We start from the raw sequence: 24,606 nt of genomic DNA, 5'->3' as shown, positions 1-24,606 counted from the left end.
ATATTTATTTTTTATAACCGAAACGTCTTAACCAACCGGCATCGTTTCTCCAATTTTCTCTTACTTTAACATGGGTTTCCAGAAATACCTGCTTGCCCAGCATAGCTTCTATCTCTTTTCGGGACTCAACCCCCACTTTTTTAATTTTTTCACCACCCTTACCTATTAAAATAGGTTTTTGTGTTTTTCTGTTTACATAAATATCAGCTGCTATTCTGAATAGTTTCTCATCTTCCTTAAAGGAATGAATAACCACTTCAACTGAATAAGGCACCTCTTCTTCATATAACATCATAATCTTCTCCCGTATGATTTCTGATACAAGAAACCGCTCAGAACGGTCTGTATAATAATCATCCGGAAAATAGGGAGGGTTCACAGGCAAGTGTTGCACTATCTTTTTTAACAATGATTCTTTATCAAAACCTTTCAAAGCAGATATTTCCAAAACTTCGCCATCTTTAACTATTTCCTGCCATTTCTGCCTTAAAATTTCCAGTTGCTCTGCATTTATGGTATCAATTTTATTTATCATTAAAAAAACCTTTTTAGTGGTTTCATTAAGTGCTTTTATAATATCAGTAAGATGCTCTGCATTGGTTTTAGGATCAACTATTAAAATAAAAACATCTCCATCTTTTAACACTTCCCTCACTGTTGACACCATTGCATCCTGCATGCCATACTTAGGGTCTGAAATAAATCCGGGCGTATCTGAAAAAATAGCCTGATATTCATCCTTTGTAATTATACCCAATATTCTATGTCGGGTTGTTTGAGCTTTGGCAGTTGTTATTGCCAGTTTTTCACCCAGAATTGCGTTTAAAAAAGTTGACTTTCCTACATTGGGCTTTCCTATAACATTTATATATCCCGCTTTAAATTCTTCTGCTTTAACTGATTCCATGATTTTAATTAAATGCAAAAATAAGTTTTTTTCAACTAGTGTCGTCTTTAAAAGTGTTTTAAGTCGAAAGATTAAAGCTAAAGCATGAAATTATAATACGATTATTCTATTTCTATTGGCAATTCATTTAATTTTACCCGGTTTTACTTTGATTTATCACCAAATATTAATTGAAAAAATCAGACCGGTCAAGCTTTAACGGATTGTTTATGAAACTATACTTTTTACATACCGGGAAAACAAATCAGGATTTCATTGCTGAAGGAGTTGAGTTTTATTTAAAAAAATTATCAAATTATACCAAAATAGAATGGCATGAGCTGGCTGCTGAAAAAATTAAAGCCGGAAACCGGGATACTGTAATAAAAGAGAAAGAAGGAGAGTTACAACTCAGATATGTGAAAGATGATGATTATTTAATATTGTTAGATGAAAACGGGTCTTTGTATAACTCCAGAAAGTTCTCTTCCATGCTGGAAAAAAAATTAGAACTACGAACTAAAAAGATTGTTTTTTTAACCGGTGGCGCATACGGCTTTAGTGACAAAGTTTACAAACGTGCAAATGCAAAAATATCTTTATCCCCATTGACATTTTCTCATCAATTAGTAAGATTAGTATTAGCAGAACAAATTTACAGAGCTTACAGTATTATCAACAACAGCCCTTATCACCACGATTAAAAGGGCAGTTTTTTCAACTCTTCCAACATAATATCAGCAGCTGAATCTAAAGATTCACGACTATGTGCCATAGAAACAAAACCAACCTCAAAGCCAGATGGGCCTAAGTACAATCCTTTGTTTAACAGATTTCTATGCCACAATTTAAATAATTGAGCTCCCTCCGGTTTAATGTCTGAAGCTTTACGAATATGGCTTTGAGCAGAAAAAGAAATCCAAAAAATAGAAGCCATTTGAAATACTTTCACGGGTAAACCGGATTCAGTAATACCACGATTCAGTTTATCTGTAAAAACTTTAGTTTTAGCTTCTAGGACCGAATAAAAATTTTCTTTTAAACAGCATTCCAATTGAGCTGCACCAGCTCTCATTGCCAATGGATTTCCTGATAAAGTACCCGCCTGATAAACATCTCCATCGGGTGCAATTTTAGACATAATTTCATTATTTGCGCCAAATGCGCCTACGGGCAAACCTCCTCCTACAATTTTTCCAAAAGTAAGTATGTCGGGTTTAATGCCATATAGCTCTGATGCGCCTTCAAAGCCTACTCTAAATCCGGAAATAACTTCATCAAAAATTAAAAGTGCATTGTACTTATCACAAATAGAGCGTAAAAATTCCAAGTACTCTTTTCGTTGAATGAGTAAGCCGTTATTGGCAGGTATTGGTTCAATAATAATGGCAGCAATCTGATCCCCGAAATCCCTGAATACTTTTTCTACTGCTGACTCATCATCTAAAGGCAACACCAAAGTTTCTTCAGCAGCACTTTTGGGTATACCGGCAGAAGTACCTACTCCGGATGTGGCCAAACCGCTACCTGCTTTAACCAACAAATAGTCTAAATGACCGTGATAACAGCCTTCGAATTTAACGATTTTATCTTTTCCGGTATATCCTCTTGCCAGTCTCAAAGCTGACATTACAGCTTCTGTACCGGAGCTGGTAAACCGAATTTTATCCAGATATTTATGATTTGTAATTATAAGATTAGCCAGTTCATTTTCAGCCTTAGTTGGTGCTCCAAAAGTAAAACCGTTCTGCATAGTCTTAAAAATAGCACTCTCAACAGCCGGGTTTCTATGCCCACTGATTAGCGGACCCCAGGAGCAACAAAAATCCAGGTATTTGTTCCCATCAGCATCCCAAATGTAAGCTCCTTCCCCTTTATCAATAAACAAAGGAGTTCCTCCCACTGAACGAAAAGCTCTCACCGGTGAGTTAACTCCTCCGGGAAAAAATGTTTTTGAAATTTCATATAACTCTGCTGATTTTGTTCTGCTCAATTCCATATAGTATTATAAATTTTCTGATGATTTTAATATAGTCAATTTTACATAAAAAGTTGTGCCTGCATCTACATTTGATTCAAACCAAATACTACCGTTTACATTCTGAATAATTTGTTTAGACATAGCGAGTCCTAAGCCCATACCTGAACTTTTAGTAGTAAAGTTAGGAACAAATACATTTTCTTTCTGTTCGTCCGGAATACCGATTCCGTTATCTTTTACACTCACTATACAATGTTCATTATCCGGTGTTTTTTCAACTTTGATAACAATTTTACCTTCTTTTTCTGAAGGGATTGACTGCACCGCATTCTTTATTAGATTATTAAATACACGATTTAACTGCTTTTTATCTGCATTCACAATAATTTCCGGATAATCTGATTCAAAATGAATTTCAATATCTCCATTATTTTCCTCAAAAATTGAAGTAGATGCTTCAGCAACTTGTACAATATTGACGGGTTCCATATCTGCTTTTGGCATTTTAGCAAATGTAGAAAATTCTGTAGCAATATGAGAAAGTGTATCGATTTGTTCAATCAAAGAAGCAAGAACTTTGGGTGCCATTGTTTCAACATTTGGATTTTGCTCTTTCATAGCTCTCTGAAGATGCTGAATTCTCAATTTCATTGGCGTTAGAGGATTTTTAATCTCATGCGCAATTTGTTTGGCCATTTCCCGCCAGGCGTATTCTCTTTCTGATTTTGCCAGCAGCAATGCACTTTTTTCCAATTCTAAAATCATTTTATTGTACTCATGTACCAACACCCCTATTTCATCTTTACTTTTCCACTCAATGGGTTCGTTGGTAGAGCCTAATTTAACTTTTTGAAGCTTCTCAACAATAGTTGCCAAGGAAGCAGTAAGTGAGTTTCCAATAAAAAAAGCAACCAAACCACCAGCAATCAGCAACAATACATACACATTTACCAATGCCACAAAAAATCCGGAAATCTCTCTGTTGAGATTTTTTTCCTTTTCAAAATAGGGTAAGTTCAAATAACCCAACACCTCTCCGTTCCTATCTCTTATAGGCACATAAACTGACAGAAATTCCAGTAAACCAATGTACTCATTCTGTAAAAACTGAGATCTGTTTTGATGCTTCAAGGTTTCAAATGCTTTGGGATGCATTAAATTATTCAATAATCCCTTTTCAAAAATACCGGGTTGAGATGTTAATAATGAAACCCCGTTAGTGTTGAATATATTTATATCTATTGCATGTATATCAGCTAATGCATAAATCTCTGAGCTTAGTACCATCAAGGGATTAGACCTGATCCCTCGTAAATTTATGAACTCCCTGTCCGGTTTGTTCAGGCGATAGTCTATAGAAACCTGAACTGCCTCCTCTTTTTCAAGTAATCGTTCCCTGAAAGAATCATTATACTCCCGGCTAAAGTGCAAAAAGGTAACCACCCCTATTATCAAAAAAGAGAACACAATTACCGCAAGCATAGCAATTTGAATTTTACTTCTGAAAGAGAGTTCCTTTTTTAAAAATTCTTTAAAGGACTTTTTTGCCAGTAGAACAATGAGCACTCTGCTGAAGGAATAATACAGAAAAATAAGAAACAAGTTAAAACAAAACAGGTATGAGAAAAAAGTTACCGGTTGAAGCATATCGGGTAATTCTCTTGAAACCACAACCAACTTACTTTCATCGGCCATATATACAAAATGTAGCTGCCCGTTGCTTTTGTGAAAAGTTGATTCTCCCGGCAGTAAAGAGATATCACCTTCAATAAAAAAGTTATAAGGATATCGCCCTTGTCTGGTTATCAATTTTTTATTGACATAAACTGCATGCGCATACCTATCAAACTCCTCCAAAGGCTTCTTTCTTTCTTCAAGCAGCAATTCAGGATATAAATAGTTTTTTCGGTAAACTTTTGGTGTCAACTCTATAAATAAACTACCTATAACTTTATCCTGCAATAAAATGGGCATATTACTTATATAAGCAAAAGTGCCATCAGGTCTAGGAATATAAAACAAATAATCATTTGATGTCAGCTGTGCTTTTCCGGTAATTCCAAGAGCTTCCTCGCTGAACCTTTCCATATCACCACCCCCGCTTTTAACCTCTCCCCTTGCATTTAATGTAAACAATCTGAATTCATAGCGATTAAAATAACCGGTAAAATAAAAAGATTGCAGTCGTTCATACAATTCTGTAAGAGGTATATGCGGATTAAGAAAGTAATTCTTTACGAAGGGATCCACCGAAATTCGTCTTTCTATATCATCAAATAAAAACTCAGTAACCGGATCCCTGTCAATCGCTAATCTTCTTGCAAGAAACTCTACATTATTATCATCTTTTTCATTCGTATAGTAAAAATAAAAAAATGAGCTGAATAAGGCCGTGAGACCTGCAAATATCAATGCATGAGTGAGATAATCATTTTTCTTTTTTTCCCGGACAAACTGCCAAAGTGTAAAGCCGGAGATTAAAATCCAAATAAATGTAAAAATGGAAACATTAAGTGGTAATAGATAAAGGCCAATTATAAGTATAATAAATGGCAATGTTAAAAGAGTATATAATACTGTTTTCTTATTTTGAATTGTATCTCTTAGCAAAAGAAAAGACTTCATCATAATTAACAATAATGAAACCAATAAAAGATTACCAATTAGAATAGAGACGATACTATATACATTAAGACTAAAAAAGTTATCTATTTCAAGTGAAATTCGGGAATCTATCACCTGACTCCTAAAGATATCAGCAATCCAAAAAGTCAGACCAAACAACAAAATAAAAGAAATTCCAATTCGAACAAAATTCCCAAAAGAACCTTCAGGTTGAATTACATTTACCCGTTTATAGAAAAACAAACAGATAAAAAATACAACCAAAACATTAATCGTCAAATCTCCTAATGAATTATTCAAAACCGAGCTGGCAAACAATGCCGGGCTAAAGAAATTCCACTGGCTAAAAATTTCCGGATAGTTAAACTGTATCATCAACCATCTGGAAAACAAGATTAAGAAAGTAAAACCGCCAAAAGCAAAAAGCGAATTAGAAAAGTATTGAAAAGAGAGGTATAAAGCTATAAAAAAGATAATGATAGAAATGCTATAAAAAAAAGCACTGTAATTATCAGATACATTGAAACTATCTCCCTGAATTTTAACTAAAGTAAATCCAACATTTTCATCAATTTCAACTTTAACATCATACACTTCATTTTCAAACTCAGCTAAATGATAATAGTCAGGAATTTTTAGTTTTTCATTAAAATGATTTTGAAGATGTCTGTTTTGCAGCGGGTAGATATATTTTATCGGAATCAAATGATAAAAGCGATAATCACTCAATTCATCTATACCAGTTTTTTGTAGTACAAAAGCACCTCCACTAATTCTGATAAAATGATTCCCATCACTGTAATTAGCAATTCTTGCCGGTAATCTGGTTTGATTGTTATTCCAATAAACAACGGCATTATCCTTATAAATAAAAACCGGATTACTGAATTCAGGCAGCCCATCCCATAACTCTTCACCATTCTCAATAATCTCAGAGGCTGAATTTACGAAAGACTCAAATGCATTTTTATCCTTAGAAATCTGTTTTTTAATATTAGAATGTATTCGCCCCGGGCCGGGATCAAAAAGCATATACTGCTGAATAACATATGCGCCGAAAGCCAATAAGATGGCTAGTAAAAAAAGTAAAATACTATTTTTATTGGCTGCTTTCAATTTCATAAAAAAAAGTTACCCCTCCCTTAAAACAGGGTGGATAAGATTATAATAATAGCATCAGGCTATTCCTTTCTCTCCCAAATAACGCTCAGCATCCAAAGCAGCCATGCATCCTGTTCCTGCTGCAGTAACGGCTTGTCTGTAAATTTTATCCTGCACATCACCGGAAGCGAATACGCCTTCAACATTTGTCTTAGTCGAACCGGTTTTTGTAATTATATAACCTTGTTCGTCAGTGTCTATAAACGTTTTAAACAGCGAAGTATTGGGTGTGTGACCAATAGCTACAAAAAAGCCTGTAATGGGAATTTCTTTTTTCTCATTAGTTTTATTATTGAGGATACGCACACCTTCAACGACTTTGTCACCTAAGATCTCATCTGTTTCTGTATTCCAGTAAACTGTGATGTTAGTTGTTTTTAAAACTCTTTCCTGCATAACTTTTGATGCACGAAATTCATCTTTTCGCACAAACATATGTACTGTTTTACATAATTTGGAAAGGTAAAGGGCTTCTTCACAAGCTGTATCGCCTCCCCCAACTATTGCAACATCCTGACCTTTATAAAAAAAGCCGTCACAAACTGCACAAGCAGAAACTCCGTGACCATTTAATCTTTTTTCAGATTCAATTCCCAACCATTTAGCAGAAGCACCGGTAGAAATAATAACAGCATCTGCTAAAATTTCCTTATTATCGTCCACAATCACTTTGTGAGGTGCCGCTTTGGAAAAATCAACTTCTGTAACCATTCCAAAGCGAACCTGTGTTCCCATTCTCTCAGCTTGTTTCCTGAAATCCTCCATCATTTCCGGACCCTGAACACCTTCCGGATATCCGGGATAATTTTCTACTTCTGTAGTGAGCATCAATTGACCACCCGGTTCTATTCCCTGATATAACACTGGGTTAAGGTTTGCTCTTGCTGCATAAATTGCTGCTGTGTATCCGGCCGGTCCGGAACCAATGATTAAACACTTAATTCTCTCAATCTGACTATCTTCCATAATTTTCTAGTTATTTTTAATTCACAAATGTATAAAACCTTAATCGTGATATTTGAGTTCAATTCCCTAAGATATACAATGTATCATAATAAGCTGCATATCCTCCCCAAATTCCCAAACCTCCATTAATATTACTCATTATTTCAGTTGGTGTACCAAATGGCCCCGAGGGTACCATTTCGAACTCCATAGTGTTCCAAAAATCAAAATGGGCTTTATCAATTGATGCCCAACGAATAATTGCTGTATCTCCCTTAAAATAATAGCCGAATGTTTCTATATCAAACTCATCAAAACGACCTTGACCCCTGCGCAGAGGTAGCACAACAGTCTGTCCGTTAATTAACCTGTCATCTATTGCCCATACACCATAAAAGGGCTCGCTATTTCTCTTAGATGAATATCTTATATAATTTCCAATTGTATCCGGATCAGTATATTCCATAAAAACAGTATATAGTGAATCATTATCCCCTTCTGTATTTTTAACATACCACAGGGAATCAAGTGTCAATAAATCAGGAATGTGAGTTGAAGCGGTAAGCTCTTCATCCCCCGCCAGTACATAAAGCTCATAGGTTTTACCTGTTTCTCCAATTATTTGCGGATTTAAAGAAATATACACACATATTTCAAAGTTATTTACATCAAAGTTTTTTGGTGAAACACCCAGTTCTATTAATAATTCTTCCCTGAGTGCAGGCGGCAAGGTTGAAAGACATATCTCCGGCAATATTTCTTCTACTCCTTCGGATTTTACTTTAACTACAGCATTTCTTACTAGATAGCTATCTAAATCATTTAAATCTAAATCCCCGTAATAAGGTGCATTTCTTGTTAAAAGAACAAATGGTTGCCTGCCATTTTCAATATAACCTTCTACTACTATTCTAGGTTCAGGATCAGGTAAATTCAAATCAATCTCTGTTGAACATGCATAAAACATTAGACAAGAAAAAAGTGTAAAAATGATTGTTTTCAAGTTTTAAAAATTAAAATTATAAGACACTGATGGTAAAATAGGAAATAAAGAAACTTGTTGAGCTGAAACATTTACATTACCCTGGAAAATATTTCCTTCAATATTATTAAAAATAAAAAAAGGATTTCTTCTGGAATATACGTTGTAAACTGAAAAAACTAATTCAGATTCAAAACGTCTTTTTTTAGGAAAGCTGTAAGTTGCGGATAAATCCATTCTGTGATATGCCGGCATCCGATAACCATTCCTTTCTTCATATTGATTTACAATATTTCCCTCAATAAAATATCTGCCTGTTGGAACTGTTATTGCTTGTCCGGTTCCATAAACAAAAAGAATTCCAACACTCCATCGGTCATTAATTTGGTAACTGCCTGTAACGCTTAAGTCATGCCTTCTGTCAAACTTGGCCGGAAACGGTTCTCCTTCATTTAAATCTTCAAAGGTTCTGTTAGCATAAGATAAAGAATAGCCAATCCATCCAAAAAAATTACCGAAATTCTGTTGTATAAAAAACTCTATACCATAAGCATTTCCCTCACCAAACACAAAACTATCTTCTATATCAGTATATAAATTAGGTGTGTAACTATTTTTAAATTCTATTTGATTATCCATAGTTCTGTAAAACACTTCTACTGAAGTCTCGAGCTGATCATTCAAAAAGTTTCTAAAATATCCGACCGAATATTGCCAACCGTTTTGAGGCTTTACTATTTTAGTGCTGGGCACCCACAAATCGGTTGGTAAAGTTGTAGTTGCACTACTCACCATATGAATATACTGTTTAGTATTCATAATACCGGCTTTCAGTGAAGACCTGCCGTCAATGGTATATCTCATGCTAAACCGGGGTTCAATCCCCCAGTATGTATGAACAGGTTCCAAGGGTTTATAAGTAACAGAATCTATCGGTCTGTCTAAATTATCCAAAAAATATCTTTTATATGGTCCTGTATGTTGAAAGACAGTTCCTCTGAGACCTATATTAACCTTTAAGCGGTCAGTTATACTAAAATCATCTTGTAAGTAAACCGCTAACTCATGTGCATATTTTGTATCTACTTCATCTATTTCAAATTCCTGATCGTCACTTATAGCCGTAGCATTATAAGGATCAAAAGAATGATAAGTGTAATTAAGTCCGGTCTTTACTCTATGATTTATATTTGGGAAATAATCAAAGTCAAGCTTTAAATTATAATCTCTGATGCCGGATGCTAAATTAAACTGAAACTCATCCTGAAACTTGGAAGAAAAAGAAAAGTTATAGTCATTGTAAACAGCCGTTGCATTCATAAACAAACGATCGTTGATTAAATAATTCCACCTAAAAGTTGCCGTTGAATTTCCCCAGGGTATATCTATTGCTAAAGATTGCTCAGGAGATCTGAAATTAAAAACATCTCTTCCAAAATAACCACTTAAGAAAAAGCGACTTCGTTCAGAAACTCTGTAATTTATTTTTGCATTAAAATCGTAAAAAAAGTATGAATTTCCCTTAAACTCTCCGTCACGGATGTTCTCAAGTAATGGATCCAGAAATAAATCTATATAGGTTCTTCTGGCACTTATCATAAATGAAGCCTTTTCACTTAAAATCGGACCTTCGACCAAAACGCGAGATGCCAATAAGCCAATGCCACCTGAAAACTTATATTCCTTGTTATTGCCTTCCTTCATACTAATATCAATCACTGAAGACAATCGACCGCCGTATTGCGCAGGAATACCTCCTTTTATCATAGTTGCATTTCGTATAGCATCTCCATTAAATACAGAGAAAAACCCAAATAAATGACCGGGATTATAGACTACAGCTTCATCTAATAAAACCAGATTCTGATCTGCTCCACCGCCTCTTACGTAAAATCCGGAATTGCCCTCCCCTGCAGATTGAACTCCGGGCAATAGTTGCAGCGTTTTCATGATATCTACTTCACCAAGCAAAACAGGTAATGTTCTGATTTTATCTATAGAAAAATCAACCCTACCCATATCTGTACCTTCTATATTTCTGTCTGAACGTTCACCCCTTACAACAACTTCTTCAGTAAGTAAATCTGACGGGTTTAATGATATATGTATTCTTTTATTTTCAGATAGTTCAACAGTTTCAATAAAAGGTTCATAGCCCAAAAAACTTACTTTAATTGTGTACACACCTTCTTCTAAAGTAATTGAATAAAAGCCATATTCGTTTGTAGAAGACCCTCTATTGAGTTCCTCAATTACAACATTTGCACCAACGAGAGATTCTCCACTGGCAGCATCACTTACATAGCCGCTAATTGAATATCTTTGAGCAAACAAAAATGCAGGACTAAAAAGAAAAATTAAAATCATTAACCTGCAAGAGCTCATAAAATTTGAATTAAATCTTTTTTTGATAGATTTTACAAAATTAAGGCTACTAAGTCATAGTACAAAGTGAAATAAACTAATTTAATTTACCTTTTCAGTGTTTTTAGAAATAATGGTTTTTTCTTCGGTAAAAAGAAGAGCAGAAACTTCTGAATAGAAGCCTCTGCTCTTTAAAATAGTTAACAAGGAAAATAGATTATCTTACAACCTGTATTCTATGAGAATATACTGCATCTTTCGACTGTATCTTCAAAATATATACACCGGTGTTTAAATTCCATAATTGAATAGCTGTATTCGCAGGACCCGGCATAAATGACCTTACAGAATTAAACACTCTTTTTCCATTAATATCATAAAGTGAAAGCTCAACATCTTCTTGTTCATTTTGATACCAACTGATATTAACTCTTTCTTTAGCCGGATTAGGATAAAAAGAAATTGTTTTTTCCAATAACTCCTGAACACTTACAACTACCTCAACAGAAACAGTATATGTTCTGGTAGTCATATCAATTGGCGCAGTAACTGTGTATTCCTTAGGAGTTGAAAAATCATTGACTGTACCGGACTCAGGAAATACACTTTGACCTTGAAATTCAATAGTAGGAGTTAAACTTGTAACATCCGTTCCTTCAGGAACAACTATACTAATTGAATCAGTCTGTTGATTTATACTACCCGCAGCAACAGGGCTTAAGTCTAAAAACAGGAAGCTGGTTATTCTCTTTGGATATTCTGTATTATATCCATCAATATCAGCCAAATTTCTTGGCCATAACTTAAAATTACTGAAAGTATATGAGAGGATACCGTAAATATAGTCAAACTCATCTCCAATTTCAAGAGAGTCCATATTAAAACCAAATGGTAAATTATTTGAACGGTCATCTACTCTTAAACCACTTAGAGCATTTTCGTCCGTATTGATTACAAACTCCCCAAAATTTTGTGGTTCATCTGCATTTTTATTTACTACAAATGCATTTTCAAAACCAATTAACATTCCTTCATAAGCTTCTCCCTGAGAAATTACTTGTAAATTAATTGAGTCAGGATTTAATCCTAAAACAGGCTCCGGAATGTCATTTTGAGAAGAAATTAATGTAAACGAAACATTCTGCAATATAGTTAAACCAAATTGTTCCCTCACAAAAGCTTGAGTTATTTGAATTGAATCTCCTCTTAGCAAATTAGAAACTCCATCCCCCTGAACAAAAATACCACTCCAGGGTGAATTGCCGTCCTGAATAGCTACCTGCCCTAAGTCATATTGTTTATCTGAAGCTGTTACCACGCCCCTGATATCAATATTCTTTAAAGTATCTCCTTCCCAAATTGAATTTCCATTTGGTAAAGGTGTATTCTGGATGATAGAAATATCAGATATTCCTGCATTTATTACATAATAAAATGAAGAAGTTACTGCCGGATCAGGAAATACAGTTTCATTTCCATCATTATCTTCAGCAACTATATAAAAATTAACATATGTACTGTCTGAACCGGTAGCCGGTATCTGTCCTGACCATTCATCTGTTGAACCAGTCTGACTCATAGCAATTGATTGATAATTTGTGTTCCCCCAGCCAAAACTGTACATCAAATCTACATTATCAACTGATCCATCAGTATCGATTACAGTTGCTGTAATGGTAACATTATCAGATGAAGAAGCTACAATGGGATTTCTTTTAATATTTGAAATTATCGGTGGAGAAGCCATCACATTTCCTATATCACTAAGAGTTCTGGGAGCTATATAGTAGTTACCATCAAATTCCACAACCATACCCTGCAGAGTGTCTAATAAAGCATTTAAGTTCGGAGGAGAAAATGTTCCCGGAGTATATGTTGAACCTGTACAAAATTCATCTGTATCCGTATTTCTTATGAATCCGGAGACATCCCGGATTTGCATTTTATTACCTGAATTATCCTGAACTGACCAAAAATAGCGACCGGTTGCTCCACCTGTTCCGGCACTAACATCAACAACCCTAACATTTTCTAATAAAATCAGAGTGCCTGAGTATGGCTCACCGGTTGATAATTGCTGGATTTGACCACCGGCACCGTCAGAGATCATAAAGTCAGAAATAGAAGCAGAATTTGGTGAAGGTAATGCCGAAAACCCTGTAACCTGAGATGCTACAGGGAGTAATACTATCTGAGTATAGCCGCTAAATTGAGTTACGACTCCGGTAGCCACTACTTTATTCCCAACTTGAAAATTGTCAATAAAATTTACTGATTGATCTAAATCTGATAAACTTCCGGTATAACCTTGTAAAGCACCCGGATCTATCAGCACATGGATTCCACTCCAGGGGCCCGGATTCTGCTCATCCTGAAGCCAGGTTCCAATTCGACTTTGAGTTCCACTCAATGCATAAGCACATGGGTCAAACATTACTACTCCTTCAACTTGTACTGTATCGCCTAAATAAGCCGATTCATTATTCCCTGCAGCCAAAGACTGTTGATCTACGAACTGTAAGTCGTTGATAGAAACCAATGGATACTGTGCCCATAGAAAGTTGCTGATTAGCAATGAACATAAGATAAATAAATTCTTTTTCATGATTGTTTGTTTGGTTTAATTTAAAATTGTGAATTTTCCTCTAAATATTTCTCCACTTTCTCTATCTCTGACTGAATATAGATATATACCCTGAGATATAGATTGTCTTGAGTCTGTTAATAAATCCCATGCATGCTCTCCCCCACTAAAATGTCTGTTTGATCTTTGTCCACCAAAATTGTTATACCAACCCAATCCTGAACCATCATAATCATCACCTTCATGATTCAACACAGCAATTACATCACCGGATAAGGTATAAATTTTAATTTCACAGAGGGCAGGCAAATTATAGAAATACAACTTTTTTGTTCTTGAACTGCTGCCATCCCATGCTGCATTTGTTCTGTAAGGATTAGGGTAAACTCCCACTTCCCTTTTCGGAAAATCTTCATTAGGCTTTGTTCCCGGTGTAACTCTAAATGAGTTTTCAACAAAAGAAGATTCTAAAGGAGGTAAACCTAATTCATCGTCACCTTCATCAAATGAAGTGATTATAAACATATACTGCCAACCATTCAATAAACCGTCTACTTCAAATTTGTACCAGTAAGCAGTTGTATCTCCCTCAAAATATTTAGGTTGATCCATCCGAATTGAGCTAAACCCATTATTAAAACCTACATCATTTCCCGGTTTATCCCATTGTGCTATTAATTTTGATTCACCAAGCAGATCAACTCCAAAGTCATCTCCAATATTTGAACGATACACCCGGTAGCCCTCAAAATCCATTTTTTTAGAAAGCGGATCAATTGAAAATTCAGCTTCCTGATCCCAGTAGAAAGTTACTTTTTGACTACCCGGCACAACATGTACAATAGGCGTAGCAGGTGGCTCAGGTAATATAAACCTGTCTAACACCCCATTATCATTAATATCTTCACCCGGATCTAACACTCCGTTTTCATTTACATCTTCCCCATTGTATGTTCTTCTCGCCCAACCTAAATTTTCTATAAGTCTTGTTCTGGCAAACTCAGTATCTTTATCAGGTCCGGTAGTGCCACCGGTATCCAATTGTCTTGCTGCCACAAAAGAAGTTACAAAGTTTACAGTATCCCCGGGTTCTACTCTTACTAAAGGGCCGGCAGATAAAAGTTGTGTTCGGTTACCCGGTGATTGCAATAACTCCACTAATCCCTGATCAGAAAAATCGAGCCCCTGTCTCATTTTTTCATAGCGTTCCACATCATTAGCCGGAGCTCCTAATTGCGTACCATCAAATGCCCTGAAATTCCAAAAATTTCCTTTAATTTCAGGAGCAGGCAAGCCGTCATCAATAAATGGTTGCTGATTACTTGGATGATAAAAATAATCGTTCCAGTACATTCCCAAAAACTGAGTTGCCCCGTAAGAATTTGTTAAGCCGGGATCCCCTTCAACATCAAATGCATAAATGGAAAAAAAAGAATCTATAAATCCACCACCACCTTTATTAAAAAAAGCAGCTCCGGCATCAGTTGCCACATTAATATTCCTCACAATTAAATCAGACCAAATGCCGATATAAACCGAGTCCCAGGCAACGTTTGACTCATTAATAATATGATAATTGAAAATCACAAAATAGTCTGCATAAGAAAAGTTCCAAGCATACGTTTCCAGTTCAACTCTGGCATTCAAAGGAAGTGTATGCTCAGATATAGGAATGTTACCAACTGTAGTAAACTCGTCCGTAAAACTAACCAGCATGTCCTGATGAGAAACAGCATCTAAACTAAAGTTTTCGCTATTTGAAAGACTTGAACGCTTTTGTATGGGACCTAATCCGGTAAATTCGAAACCTGACCCTCCGGTAGTATAACCAACCGGATTATCAACAGATGCAGTAGATACAGCTACCTGCCCTTCAACTAAAGCTCCAATCCACAAACCGGCTTCAAACAAATGCTCAACTCCGGAACCGATTGGATATTCCATTGATGGCCCTCCCTGAGGATTATTACGAACATCCGGCCTTCCCATAGTGCCAACATTAGTAATTGAAAGACCTATATTGCCTATATCTACAACTTGCCTGTCAAATGAGGCTTGAGCAAAAGTATCTTTTTTGCTGCAAAAAGTAAATAATAGAATTAAAACTAAAAAAAATGTTTTCATAATTTGGGTGCAAGTTAGTCAATAGTTTCAGCGATTTTTTTAATCTGCTGTTAAGTTAGTTTTAAGATTTAGATTACAAATTTAACATTTTTTAAACTGCTTAAACTTCATTAAAATACAAACAATTTTGAATTTCATAATTAACTGTTATTCAATTTTAATTTCGAGACCGGATATGATTTCAAATACTGTATGGCTGATGGTCCCTCATTAAAAATTAAATCTACTATGGATAAGTCCGGTACAAAACCATTTCTATCATTAAATACCTGATAATATGGTTTACTATCACCTTTTTTCACAATTTTCTTTTTAAACTCAACAGGATTTATCTTTTCTCTTAAGTCAGAATATTCATCAGGGTAATTATTCTTGTAACTTTCTGTAAAAATATGCTTTTTATCAATCTTTAAAATCTTCAACAACAAACTTAATAAGTCTGAATTCAGAGAGAATAAACTTTTATAGCCATCCTCCTTGTAAAACACACTAAACTGAGACTCATAATACTCAAAATAAGGGGAGCTTCTATAAGAAGTACATAAACTTTTCCAATGATCTCTAACCCATTTTTCTGAATAAGAAATTTCAACCTCCTTGTACATTTTTCTGCTGTGCTTCCCACTCATTAAGGGTATACTTAATCGTTGTACTCCATCTGCCCCTGTAATATAACACCTGTTTCTAAAACTTCTTTTTTGATAGTTTTCACAAGCCTCTATATAAATACTTTCAGCATTAACATAGTAAGCGAACCACTCTATAGGGGGTAAGTAGTATAAATTCAGTAATAACATTCCGGCAAAGATACAACATGAGAATAAAAAATTGGCTCCATAAAAATTCTTATTCTGAAGGCTCAGTTTTTAATGATACTGAATTCATAAATCCAAATAAATTTTTCCCTTACCTTTGCTAAAAAAAAAGAATGCCGGAAATAGATTACAACATAGATGAATTTGATAATGAACAGCTGATTAAATTGTATAAGGCAATCCTAAAACCTCGAAAAATAGAAGAAAAAATGCTGATTCTTCTGCGTCAGGGTAAAGTTTCAAAGTGGTTTTCAGGTATAGGTCAGGAAGCAATTGCAACAGCAAGTACTTTGGCTTTAGAAGAAGATGAATACATACTCCCACTTCATAGAAATCTGGGTGTCTTCACCGCCAGAAATGTTCCCTTAAAAAAACTCTTTCTTCAGTTTCAGGGCAAAGAAGATGGATTTACAAAAGGTCGTGACAGAAGTTTTCATTTTGGCACAAATCAGTACCATATTACAGGAATGATTTCTCACCTGGGTCCACAATTATGTGTTGCGAATGGTATTGCTTTGGCCAATAAAATAAACAAAAACCCAAAAGTTACTTTAGCTTATACCGGCGAAGGTGGAACCAGCGAAGGGGATTTTCATGAAGCTTTAAATATAGCTTCTGTTTGGGATCTGCCTGTTATTTTTGTTATTGAAAATAATGGTTATGGCTTATCCACACCATCTATAGAGCAATATAAATGCAAGCAATTGGCTGACAGAGGAATTGGTTATGGAATGGAAGCTAAAACAATAGACGGTAATAATATTTTAGAAGTTTACAAAACAATAGATGCTTTTGCAAAAGACTTAAGAAAAAATCCAAGACCTGTATTAATTGAATGTATGACTTTTCGAATGCGGGGGCACGAGGAAGCTTCAGGAGTAAAATATGTACCTAAAGAACTTTTAGAGCAATGGACAAAAAAAGACCCTGTCACTAATTATGAAAACTTCTTAATTAAAAAGAATATACTATCAGACGAGTTAAAAAAAGAAATTCATGATGAAATTGCATCGGAAATAGATAAAAATTGGAAAGAAGCATATAGTACTCCTGCTATTGAAAAAGCGAATACCCAAAAGGAAATAAATGACTTGTTTAAACCATTTGACTATAAAGAAGTAAAAACATCAGCAAGCAATACCAAGGAAATGCGTTTTATAGATGCTGTCTCAGACGGATTAAATGAGGCTATGAAAAAACATAAAAATCTGGTATTAATGGGTCAGGACATTGCTGAATATGGTGGTGTATTTAAAATAACTGATGGATTTCTGGAAAAATATGGCAAGGATAGAGTCAGAAACACTCCTATTTGCGAATCAGGCATCATTGGAGCCGGTTTAGGCCTCTCAATCATGAAAATGAAGTCTATGATTGAAATGCAATTTGCAGACTTTGTTTCCAGCGGATTTAACCCTATAGTAAACAATCTGGCAAAAGTACATTATCGCTGGGGGCAAAACGCTGACGTTGTAATCAGAATGCCTACGGGTGCAGGTGTAGGTGCCGGCCCTTTTCATTCTCAGTCAAATGAAGCCTGGTTCTTTCATACACCCGGTCTGAAAATACTCTATCCGTCAAATCCGGAAGATGCCAAAGGTCTTTTACTCTCAGCTTTTGAAGACCCGAACCCTGTAATGTATTTTGAACATAAAGCTTTATACAGGAGTCTTTCAGCTAAAGTTCCCTTAGGATATTATACTACCCCTATCGGAAAAGCTAAAGTAGTAAAATCGGGTAGTAGCATCAGTATCATCACTTATGGCAAAGGTGTTTCATGGGCATTAGAAACAGTAAACCAGAATAACATTGAAGATGTAGAAATCATCGACTTAAGAAGTTTGTTGCCATTTGATTGGGAAGAAATTAAAAAAAGTGTCATAAAAACCGGGAAAGCAATTATTCTACATGAAGATACTCTGACCGGTGGAATTGGCGCAGAAATCAGTGCATTAATTAATGAACATTTATTTACGTATCTGGATGGTCCTGTTTTAAGAGTCGGAGGATTGGACACTCCCGTGCCTTTTAATAATATATTGGAAGAAAACTTTTTACCGAAAAAACGTTTTGAAAAAGCTTTGCTAAGCTTACTTGCTTATTGAAATATGTTGTTCGCTTAGTTTTTCATAAATCTTAGACCATAAATCACTTTGGTCGGTATTTTCAAAATAGCTTTTTGAAATTTCAAGTACAGCATTTCTTGCATTTTCATTTTCACTACTTAATGATAATAAATATTCTAAACCGGACTTGTATCCCAATAAGGTAGGATGAGTATATTGTTCGAAATATCTATGGACTTTTTCATAAAATAAAGGACTTTGAATTTTTCTGTTATCTGTAAAATCAATATAAAAAAAGTAATGCCGGTTTAAAAAAGCTTTCTCATTATCAAACTTTTCAGCTAATTCAGGAAAGTCACTTAACACCGGTTCTATATAAAATGGACAAATAACTTCGGCAGTATAAGTATCTCTATAAAATCCTTTTAAACGATTAATTTGAACATTATAAATCGATAAAACTTTTTGCTCTTCTTCCAAAAAGCTATTTCGCTTTGTGTTATAAAATGGATCTGTTGTATATAGTGCTTCTATATTTTGGCGCACTCTGTTCAATTGACTATTTCTGTGTGCAACTAACTCTCTTAAAAGTTTAAGTAATTCATTCTCTTTTGAAGAACCGGGTTGAATATAACCGGTTTGCCACTGCATATAAGAAGCTTCCAGCTGTAAGCTTTCTTCTTTACCTGTTAGTATTATTGAGGCAAATAAAGCATTGTTTAACGACACTTCATAGATACCGGGTTCTAATTCTTTTTCTATTTTTAATGTAAAAGCACCACTCTTTAAAACTTTAACACTATCTAGTACCTCTCTTTGATTACCATTATAAGAGTATAAGTAAAAGTAAATGTCTTTATTTATTGGTAACTCAGTAAATTGACCTTCAATTTTAAAAATATCAGACAATTCTTTAGCCAGACAATGCTGTAAAGAAAGAAAAACTATTAAAATTATAAATCTGAGAGAATACATAATTTGGTTTACTACTATTTTCAAAACATAACTTAGTAATAACAAGATACATTTATACGTAAGGCTATACTAAAGGTTTAAAAACAAAAAGCCCGGGAATTTCCCGGGCTTCTGTATAATATATTGAAAAGTAAATTACTTCATAATAACGACTCTGCTCTGATACTGACTATCAGCAGTTTCTATAGAAATGAAATAAATTCCATTTTCTAAATTAACCAGGTCTAAGTTAGACTTGTAATCAGTTACGTTTTTAATAACGTTATTATAAACTTTTCTTCCGTCTAAAGTGTAAAGACTTACTTTAACATCTTCATTATTGAAGGCAGAAAGGTTTAATTGCATTTCACCATTTGATGGATTCGGGTATAATTCAATTAAAACGCCATCATTAGCTACATCTGCTATGTTATTTGCAGTTTGTACTTCTACTGAACGGCTTCTTTCTCTTATACAATCAGAGTTTCCATCTTGAATAGCTGTTAAAACAACAACATAATTCCCTTGACTTGGATAAGTATATGTTGGATTTTCTTGTGCTGAAGTATTTCCTGATCCGTCACCAAAGTTCCATTCCCAATTCCAACCTGATTTCTCAGTAGATAAATTGGTAAATGATACAGGCTTAGTAGCAACTGCAGGAGTTGTCCATTCAAAATCAGCTTCCTGATTTACACCATCTGTAATAGTTACTGATGCAGAAGAAGTACAGCCTGCATTATTAGTTGCAGTTACCTGATAAGAGCCTATTCCTGCTCCTGTAAATTGTCCACCTGTAACATCAGTTTGAACAACATTGTTTTTTCTCCAAGTATAGCTTACACCTGACGTGCTTCCGGTAGAAGTAGCTAATAAATTAACTACATCTCCACAATTAATTTCAGTAGCACCACCGGAAACTGCAAGGTTAACAGTTATACCTGCAACTTCAACAGTTACTTCAGAAGTAACTACATCTCCGGCATTATCAGTAACTGTTAATGTATAGGTGGAAGTAGTAGTAGGCTCTATATTAATCGTTTGCTGATCATTAGGTCCTACGATATTTGGTCCTGACCAATCAAATGAAAAAGGTGCTTCTCCCGCAAAAACAGTAGCTCCTAATTGAACAAATTCACCCGGACAAGCTACAGGCTTATCGGCAAATGCTTCTACAGCAAAATCTACATCTAAAGTAACTCTTGTCCATACAGACCAATTTTGGATATAAAATAACTCACAATCCTCCGGAGAAATTGGGCCCTGTCCTTGAGTTACACATGGAATAACGACTGAGTTAATACCATTAATGGTAGTATAAGGAGCATTTTCACCCTGAGCGATATTGTGATAATACCAGCTGTTATCTTCAAATATACTGTTAGTTGCAGCACAATTATCGCTACAAATATCATTAAAGCCGGCAAGTAAATTAAACTCATTTTCTTTATCTCCAAAGAAATCGACTAAAACACCATATTTCACACCGGGAGGGAGGGTCAAGCCAACAGGAACACCTGCTACAGCTAATTGGTCCTGTGGTGAAAGGTTTTGATCTGTAATTAACAATGTATCCCAAAGAATTGTATTTGAAATAACCAAGCCATTAGAACTAGTAATGCCGGAAGCATTCGTAGCTAATTGAAAAATAGATATTTTAATAGTGTCATCAGAAGTAGCATTAGCTGCTCTTTCATGGTTAAAAACGAAAAATACTGAATCAATTGTTACTTCTGAAATATCATATGGGTAACTTATATCAGTAGTATAATCATAAAGATCTTTAAAAGTAATAGCTCCCCATCTTACCGTAAAATTATCATCGTTACTGGTAGATGTAGTAGCAAAATCACGATTAAGACCCCAAATAAATCTGTTATAATCTCCTCCTACTTCTGCAGCGTGAAGTGCATCAGCCTCATCATAATCTACGTAAAAGCTTACAGTAGAACGCTGTCCTTGTTGATCGGTATTTTTATACTGATCTTTAATTTGTTGAAATTCGGCAGAATTTACTTTTCTGTCCGCGGGAACTTTAAATGCATCTGCTGCATTTTGCCCAAAACTGAAATTGCATATTACAATTCCAATCATTAATAAGATTGACTTTCTCATACGTTAGTGCTTTTGAATTTAAATTTTTATTTAAGCAATTATTAAATAACCAATAACAAAACTAATACATTGTTAGTCACTTTCAAAGAGAGAGGCTATTTTTTTTCTATATCAAAAAAACATTTTCTGCATCTGGGTTCATAAAGATCCTTCTCTCCAAGAAGGAATTGCCCTGTTTCTGATGTTTTTCTGTAAGAATAGTTTGCAATCTCTCCACATACATTGCATATCGCATGCACTTTAGTAATATAATCTGCAATAGCCAGTAAATCGGGAATAGGGCCAAACGGCTTTCCTGCAAAATCCATATCCAAACCTGCAACCACAATCCTGGATCCGCTTAAAGCCAGCTTTTCACATACACCGACTATACCATCATCAAAAAATTGTGCTTCATCAATTCCTATTACATCAATAAATTTATCCGCGAAAAGTAAAATATTTTCTGAATGACTAATGGGTGTCGAATGAATGGTATTTTGGTTATGAGAAACTATATCACTTTCATGATAGCGGTCGTCTACCAAAGGCTTAAAAATCTCTACCTTCAAATTTGCAATTTGAGCGCGTCTGAGTCGTCTGATTAATTCTTCGGTTTTTCCGGAAAACATAGAGCCACATATAACTTCTATCCATCCTCTTTTAGTACCTTTGCTTGAAGGCTCAATAAACATATAATATTAATTAGTTTTCTTTTTCTTTGGAAAAAAAATATGAAGGTATTAAGTTTAAACAATTAATAAAAAAAATACCTCGTTCTCTTTGCATAAAATTAATTTTAAAAAATGAATAAGCAAGATATTCACAACAGAATTGAAAAAATTTTAAAAAAACTTCAAAATTTAAATCAAAATATTTCTACTGATGATATTCCTGATTCAGTTGAAATAGATTTGTTTAACGCCTATTTGAAAAACTTAAGTGAACAATCAAACCTTCTGGAATCAATTGCAAGTCAAGATTTATCCGGTAGTATTGAAACTGAAGATAAAGTTGAAAATCTACTTACAGATAATTCATTTAAAAAAACAGAAGAATCAACTTCTGATGTTTCACATGAAGACTCAAAAACTCCGGAAGTGAACTCCGCAGAAAAATCAAAACCCGAGTCACAATTAAACACTCAAAGAGATAATGAAGAGAAAAATTCAGATAATATTGATGAGAAAAAAGATAATGAGATTGAAATTGATTCAGTTTTAACGGGTAATATCTCACAGAAAGAAAAAGACGTAAAGGAAGGTTTTGAGGATGAAAAAAAAGACACTGAAATTAATGAGAGTTTAGATTCAGATAAAAAAGGTTCTGATCTAACAGAAAATGAAATTCCTGAAAAGCAGGAAGTTTTCTTAGAAAAAGATAAAGAAACAGATAATATCAAAAAGGAGTCAGATAAAAACAAGGGCAATACCACACATTTATTAAGTGGAAAAGACATCCCTTTATCTATACATGACAAGTTAACTTCCGGAGGTAGTAATCAAGACAAAAAAAAATCAGGTAGTGGAATGAAAAGATTTGAGTCTTTAAAAGATATCTTTGACTTAAACGATAGATTTACCTATTCGAAAGTGCTTTTTAACGGAAATATGGATTTATTTAGTCAGGCAATAAGAGAAATAGGTACTTTAAATGATAGTGATATTGCAGTTAAATTTGTTGAAGAAAACTATGCAGTAAAATTTAATTGGGAAACAAATGAAGCATTAGCAGAAGAATTTAAAGAAAAAATCACGTATTACTTTGACTTAAAACGATAAGAGCCCGGTTTTCACCGGGCTCTTATCAGCCTCATTTGCTTAAGTACCTCTAGAAGTATGATATTCTTCTCGGAGTGAGGTAAGCATCTTTATCCAGACTAAATTCATAGCCTATCATTATTTCGTGTGAACCTGAAGTGTAATTATTCAATTCAGTTATAGTATAATCGTAAGCATATCCTGCTCTAAATCTTTCTCCGAAGTAGTATTCAACCATGAAGACAAACGAATCACCTGTTCTGTATGAAGCTCCAACCCACAATGCGTCATAAAACAATAGACTTGCATTAAAATCAGCTTGCAATGGAGCACCATGTACATACTTTAGCAATACTGATGGTTTGAATTTCATAAATTCATTAAGCTTTGCAACATATCCGGCTGTGAAAAAATAGTGCTTAAACTGACGGGCTACATTATTTGTACCTTCTAAACTTAAGCTTTCATTTAAGCTGTTATTTAGTAATTGAGGAGCTGAGACTCCTACATAATACCTGTTGTGATCATAAAGATATATTCCAAACCCGAAGTTAGGTAAAAATAAGTTGGGAGAATTTGAACTAAAATTATTATCTCCTGCATCATTCAATACTAAATCTGACCATCTTGAATTATAGTGAGAAAATCCACCTTGTATACCAAATGACAATCGACCTATATCAGTTGGCAGCCTGTAAGCATAAGCTCCATTAATATGATTAGTATTAGTTACTCCTATTCTGTCATTTACAACACTTAAACCTAACCCTATTCTATCATTCAATAATGGCGAGTGTGCGTTAAATGAAATTGTTCTTGGTGCACCATCCATGCCTGACCACTGATGACGGTACAATGCTGTCAAACTTATTTTTTCCCTGCTTCCTGCATATGCCGGATTAATAGACATACCATTAAACATGTACATACTGTACTGGGGGTCCTGCTGACCAAAGGTTGGAAATGAAAAATAAGTAAAAACCAATCCGAGAATTAATAATGATTTCTTAAGCATAATATAAGTTTTTTAATGTGAATAAAACTTAAACTTTAAATGAGGCTAATCTTAAAAAGTTTGTTTTGTTTCTGCTTGCAATTCTTGCCTGAAACATTAGTAAATTAAAATCCATTTTTTGAATTGTCAAGTTTTTTTCCAAAAATTTATCAAAACTACAAAATAGTGTTTTATCAAACGACTCATCGTATTTATTTTTTTACTAATTCTTGTTTGTACATAAAAAAAAGCGGCTACCCTTTTTAGGATA

The 24,606-nt window shown here is 34.6% G+C and carries 16 protein-coding genes; 3 read left to right on the top strand and 13 right to left on the bottom strand.

The window, feature by feature from the left end; translation table 11 throughout:
* Positions 1-4: 4 nt before the first annotated feature.
* The gene (locus tag EA412_07925) at positions 5-907 is read right to left on the bottom strand and encodes a GTPase Era (protein ID TVR78756.1); all 903 of its coding nucleotides are present in this window, start codon (positions 905-907) and stop codon (positions 5-7) included.
* Between the two features lie 170 nt (positions 908-1,077).
* Here EA412_07925 and EA412_07920 point away from each other — a divergent pair, with 170 nt between their 5' ends.
* Complete coding sequence (locus tag EA412_07920) at positions 1,078-1,590, top strand: 23S rRNA (pseudouridine(1915)-N(3))-methyltransferase RlmH (protein ID TVR78755.1); 513 nt, start codon at positions 1,078-1,080, stop codon at positions 1,588-1,590.
* On the opposite strand, the gene hemL is transcribed toward EA412_07920, so the two are convergent.
* The 8 genes from hemL to EA412_07880 all read right to left on the bottom strand — a co-directional run bounded on the left by hemL (position 1,587) and on the right by EA412_07880 (position 16,449).
* A complete protein-coding gene (gene hemL / locus EA412_07915; protein TVR78754.1) occupies positions 1,587-2,885 on the bottom strand; it encodes a glutamate-1-semialdehyde-2,1-aminomutase in 1,299 nt (432 codons plus the stop codon). The two genes, EA412_07920 and hemL, sit on opposite strands and share 4 nt — an antisense overlap.
* 6 nt (positions 2,886-2,891) lie before the next feature.
* On the bottom strand, positions 2,892-6,614 hold the full coding sequence (locus tag EA412_07910) for a sensor histidine kinase (protein ID TVR78753.1): 3,723 nt from the start codon (positions 6,612-6,614) through the stop codon (positions 2,892-2,894).
* Between the two features lie 54 nt (positions 6,615-6,668).
* A complete protein-coding gene (gene trxB, locus EA412_07905; GenBank protein TVR78752.1) occupies positions 6,669-7,619 on the bottom strand; it encodes a thioredoxin-disulfide reductase in 951 nt (316 codons plus the stop codon).
* 58 nt (positions 7,620-7,677) lie between these two features.
* Positions 7,678-8,565: a DUF4249 domain-containing protein gene (locus EA412_07900; protein ID TVR78751.1), complete on the bottom strand. Its 888-nt coding sequence runs from the start codon at positions 8,563-8,565 to the stop codon at positions 7,678-7,680.
* 39 nt (positions 8,566-8,604) lie between these two features.
* Positions 8,605-10,965, bottom strand: coding sequence for a TonB-dependent receptor (locus tag EA412_07895; protein ID TVR78750.1), 2,361 nt, complete (start codon positions 10,963-10,965; stop codon positions 8,605-8,607).
* Positions 10,966-11,161: 196 nt separating this feature from the next.
* The gene (locus EA412_07890; GenBank protein ID TVR78749.1) at positions 11,162-13,549 is read right to left on the bottom strand and encodes a T9SS C-terminal target domain-containing protein; all 2,388 of its coding nucleotides are present in this window, start codon (positions 13,547-13,549) and stop codon (positions 11,162-11,164) included.
* Between the two features lie 15 nt (positions 13,550-13,564).
* Positions 13,565-15,652 (bottom strand): hypothetical protein, encoded by a 2,088-nt coding sequence (locus tag EA412_07885; GenBank protein ID TVR78748.1) that lies wholly within the window; start codon positions 15,650-15,652, stop codon positions 13,565-13,567.
* A gap of 140 nt (positions 15,653-15,792) precedes the next feature.
* A complete protein-coding gene (locus EA412_07880; protein ID TVR78747.1) occupies positions 15,793-16,449 on the bottom strand; it encodes a hypothetical protein in 657 nt (218 codons plus the stop codon).
* Between the two features lie 131 nt (positions 16,450-16,580).
* Between EA412_07880 and EA412_07875 the strand changes: the two genes are divergently transcribed.
* Positions 16,581-18,572 (top strand): dehydrogenase, encoded by a 1,992-nt coding sequence (locus EA412_07875; GenBank protein ID TVR78746.1) that lies wholly within the window; start codon positions 16,581-16,583, stop codon positions 18,570-18,572.
* On the opposite strand, the gene EA412_07870 is transcribed toward EA412_07875, so the two are convergent.
* From EA412_07870 to EA412_07860, 3 genes are all read right to left on the bottom strand, one after another.
* The gene (locus EA412_07870; protein TVR78745.1) at positions 18,558-19,508 is read right to left on the bottom strand and encodes a DUF4369 domain-containing protein; all 951 of its coding nucleotides are present in this window, start codon (positions 19,506-19,508) and stop codon (positions 18,558-18,560) included. The genes EA412_07875 and EA412_07870 overlap by 15 nt on opposite strands.
* A 135-nt stretch (positions 19,509-19,643) precedes the next feature.
* A complete protein-coding gene (locus tag EA412_07865) occupies positions 19,644-21,602 on the bottom strand; it encodes a T9SS C-terminal target domain-containing protein (protein ID TVR78744.1) in 1,959 nt (652 codons plus the stop codon).
* Positions 21,603-21,697: 95 nt separating this feature from the next.
* Complete coding sequence (locus tag EA412_07860; protein TVR78743.1) at positions 21,698-22,276, bottom strand: thymidine kinase; 579 nt, start codon at positions 22,274-22,276, stop codon at positions 21,698-21,700.
* Between the two features lie 111 nt (positions 22,277-22,387).
* On the opposite strand from EA412_07860, the gene EA412_07855 reads away from it, so the two are divergent.
* Positions 22,388-23,362, top strand: coding sequence for a hypothetical protein (locus EA412_07855; GenBank protein TVR78742.1), 975 nt, complete (start codon positions 22,388-22,390; stop codon positions 23,360-23,362).
* Positions 23,363-23,411: 49 nt separating this feature from the next.
* Here the strand turns inward: EA412_07855 and EA412_07850 are convergent, their stop codons facing one another.
* A complete protein-coding gene (locus EA412_07850) occupies positions 23,412-24,356 on the bottom strand; it encodes a type IX secretion system membrane protein PorP/SprF (GenBank protein ID TVR78741.1) in 945 nt (314 codons plus the stop codon).
* Positions 24,357-24,606: the final 250 nt, after the last annotated feature.

This window comes from Chitinophagaceae bacterium (assembly GCA_007695095.1).
Lineage (GTDB): Bacteria > Bacteroidota > Bacteroidia > Chitinophagales > REEL01 > REEL01.
The sequence above is the reverse complement of the archived record's forward strand: the minus strand, read 5'-3'. Positions and strand labels throughout refer to the sequence as shown.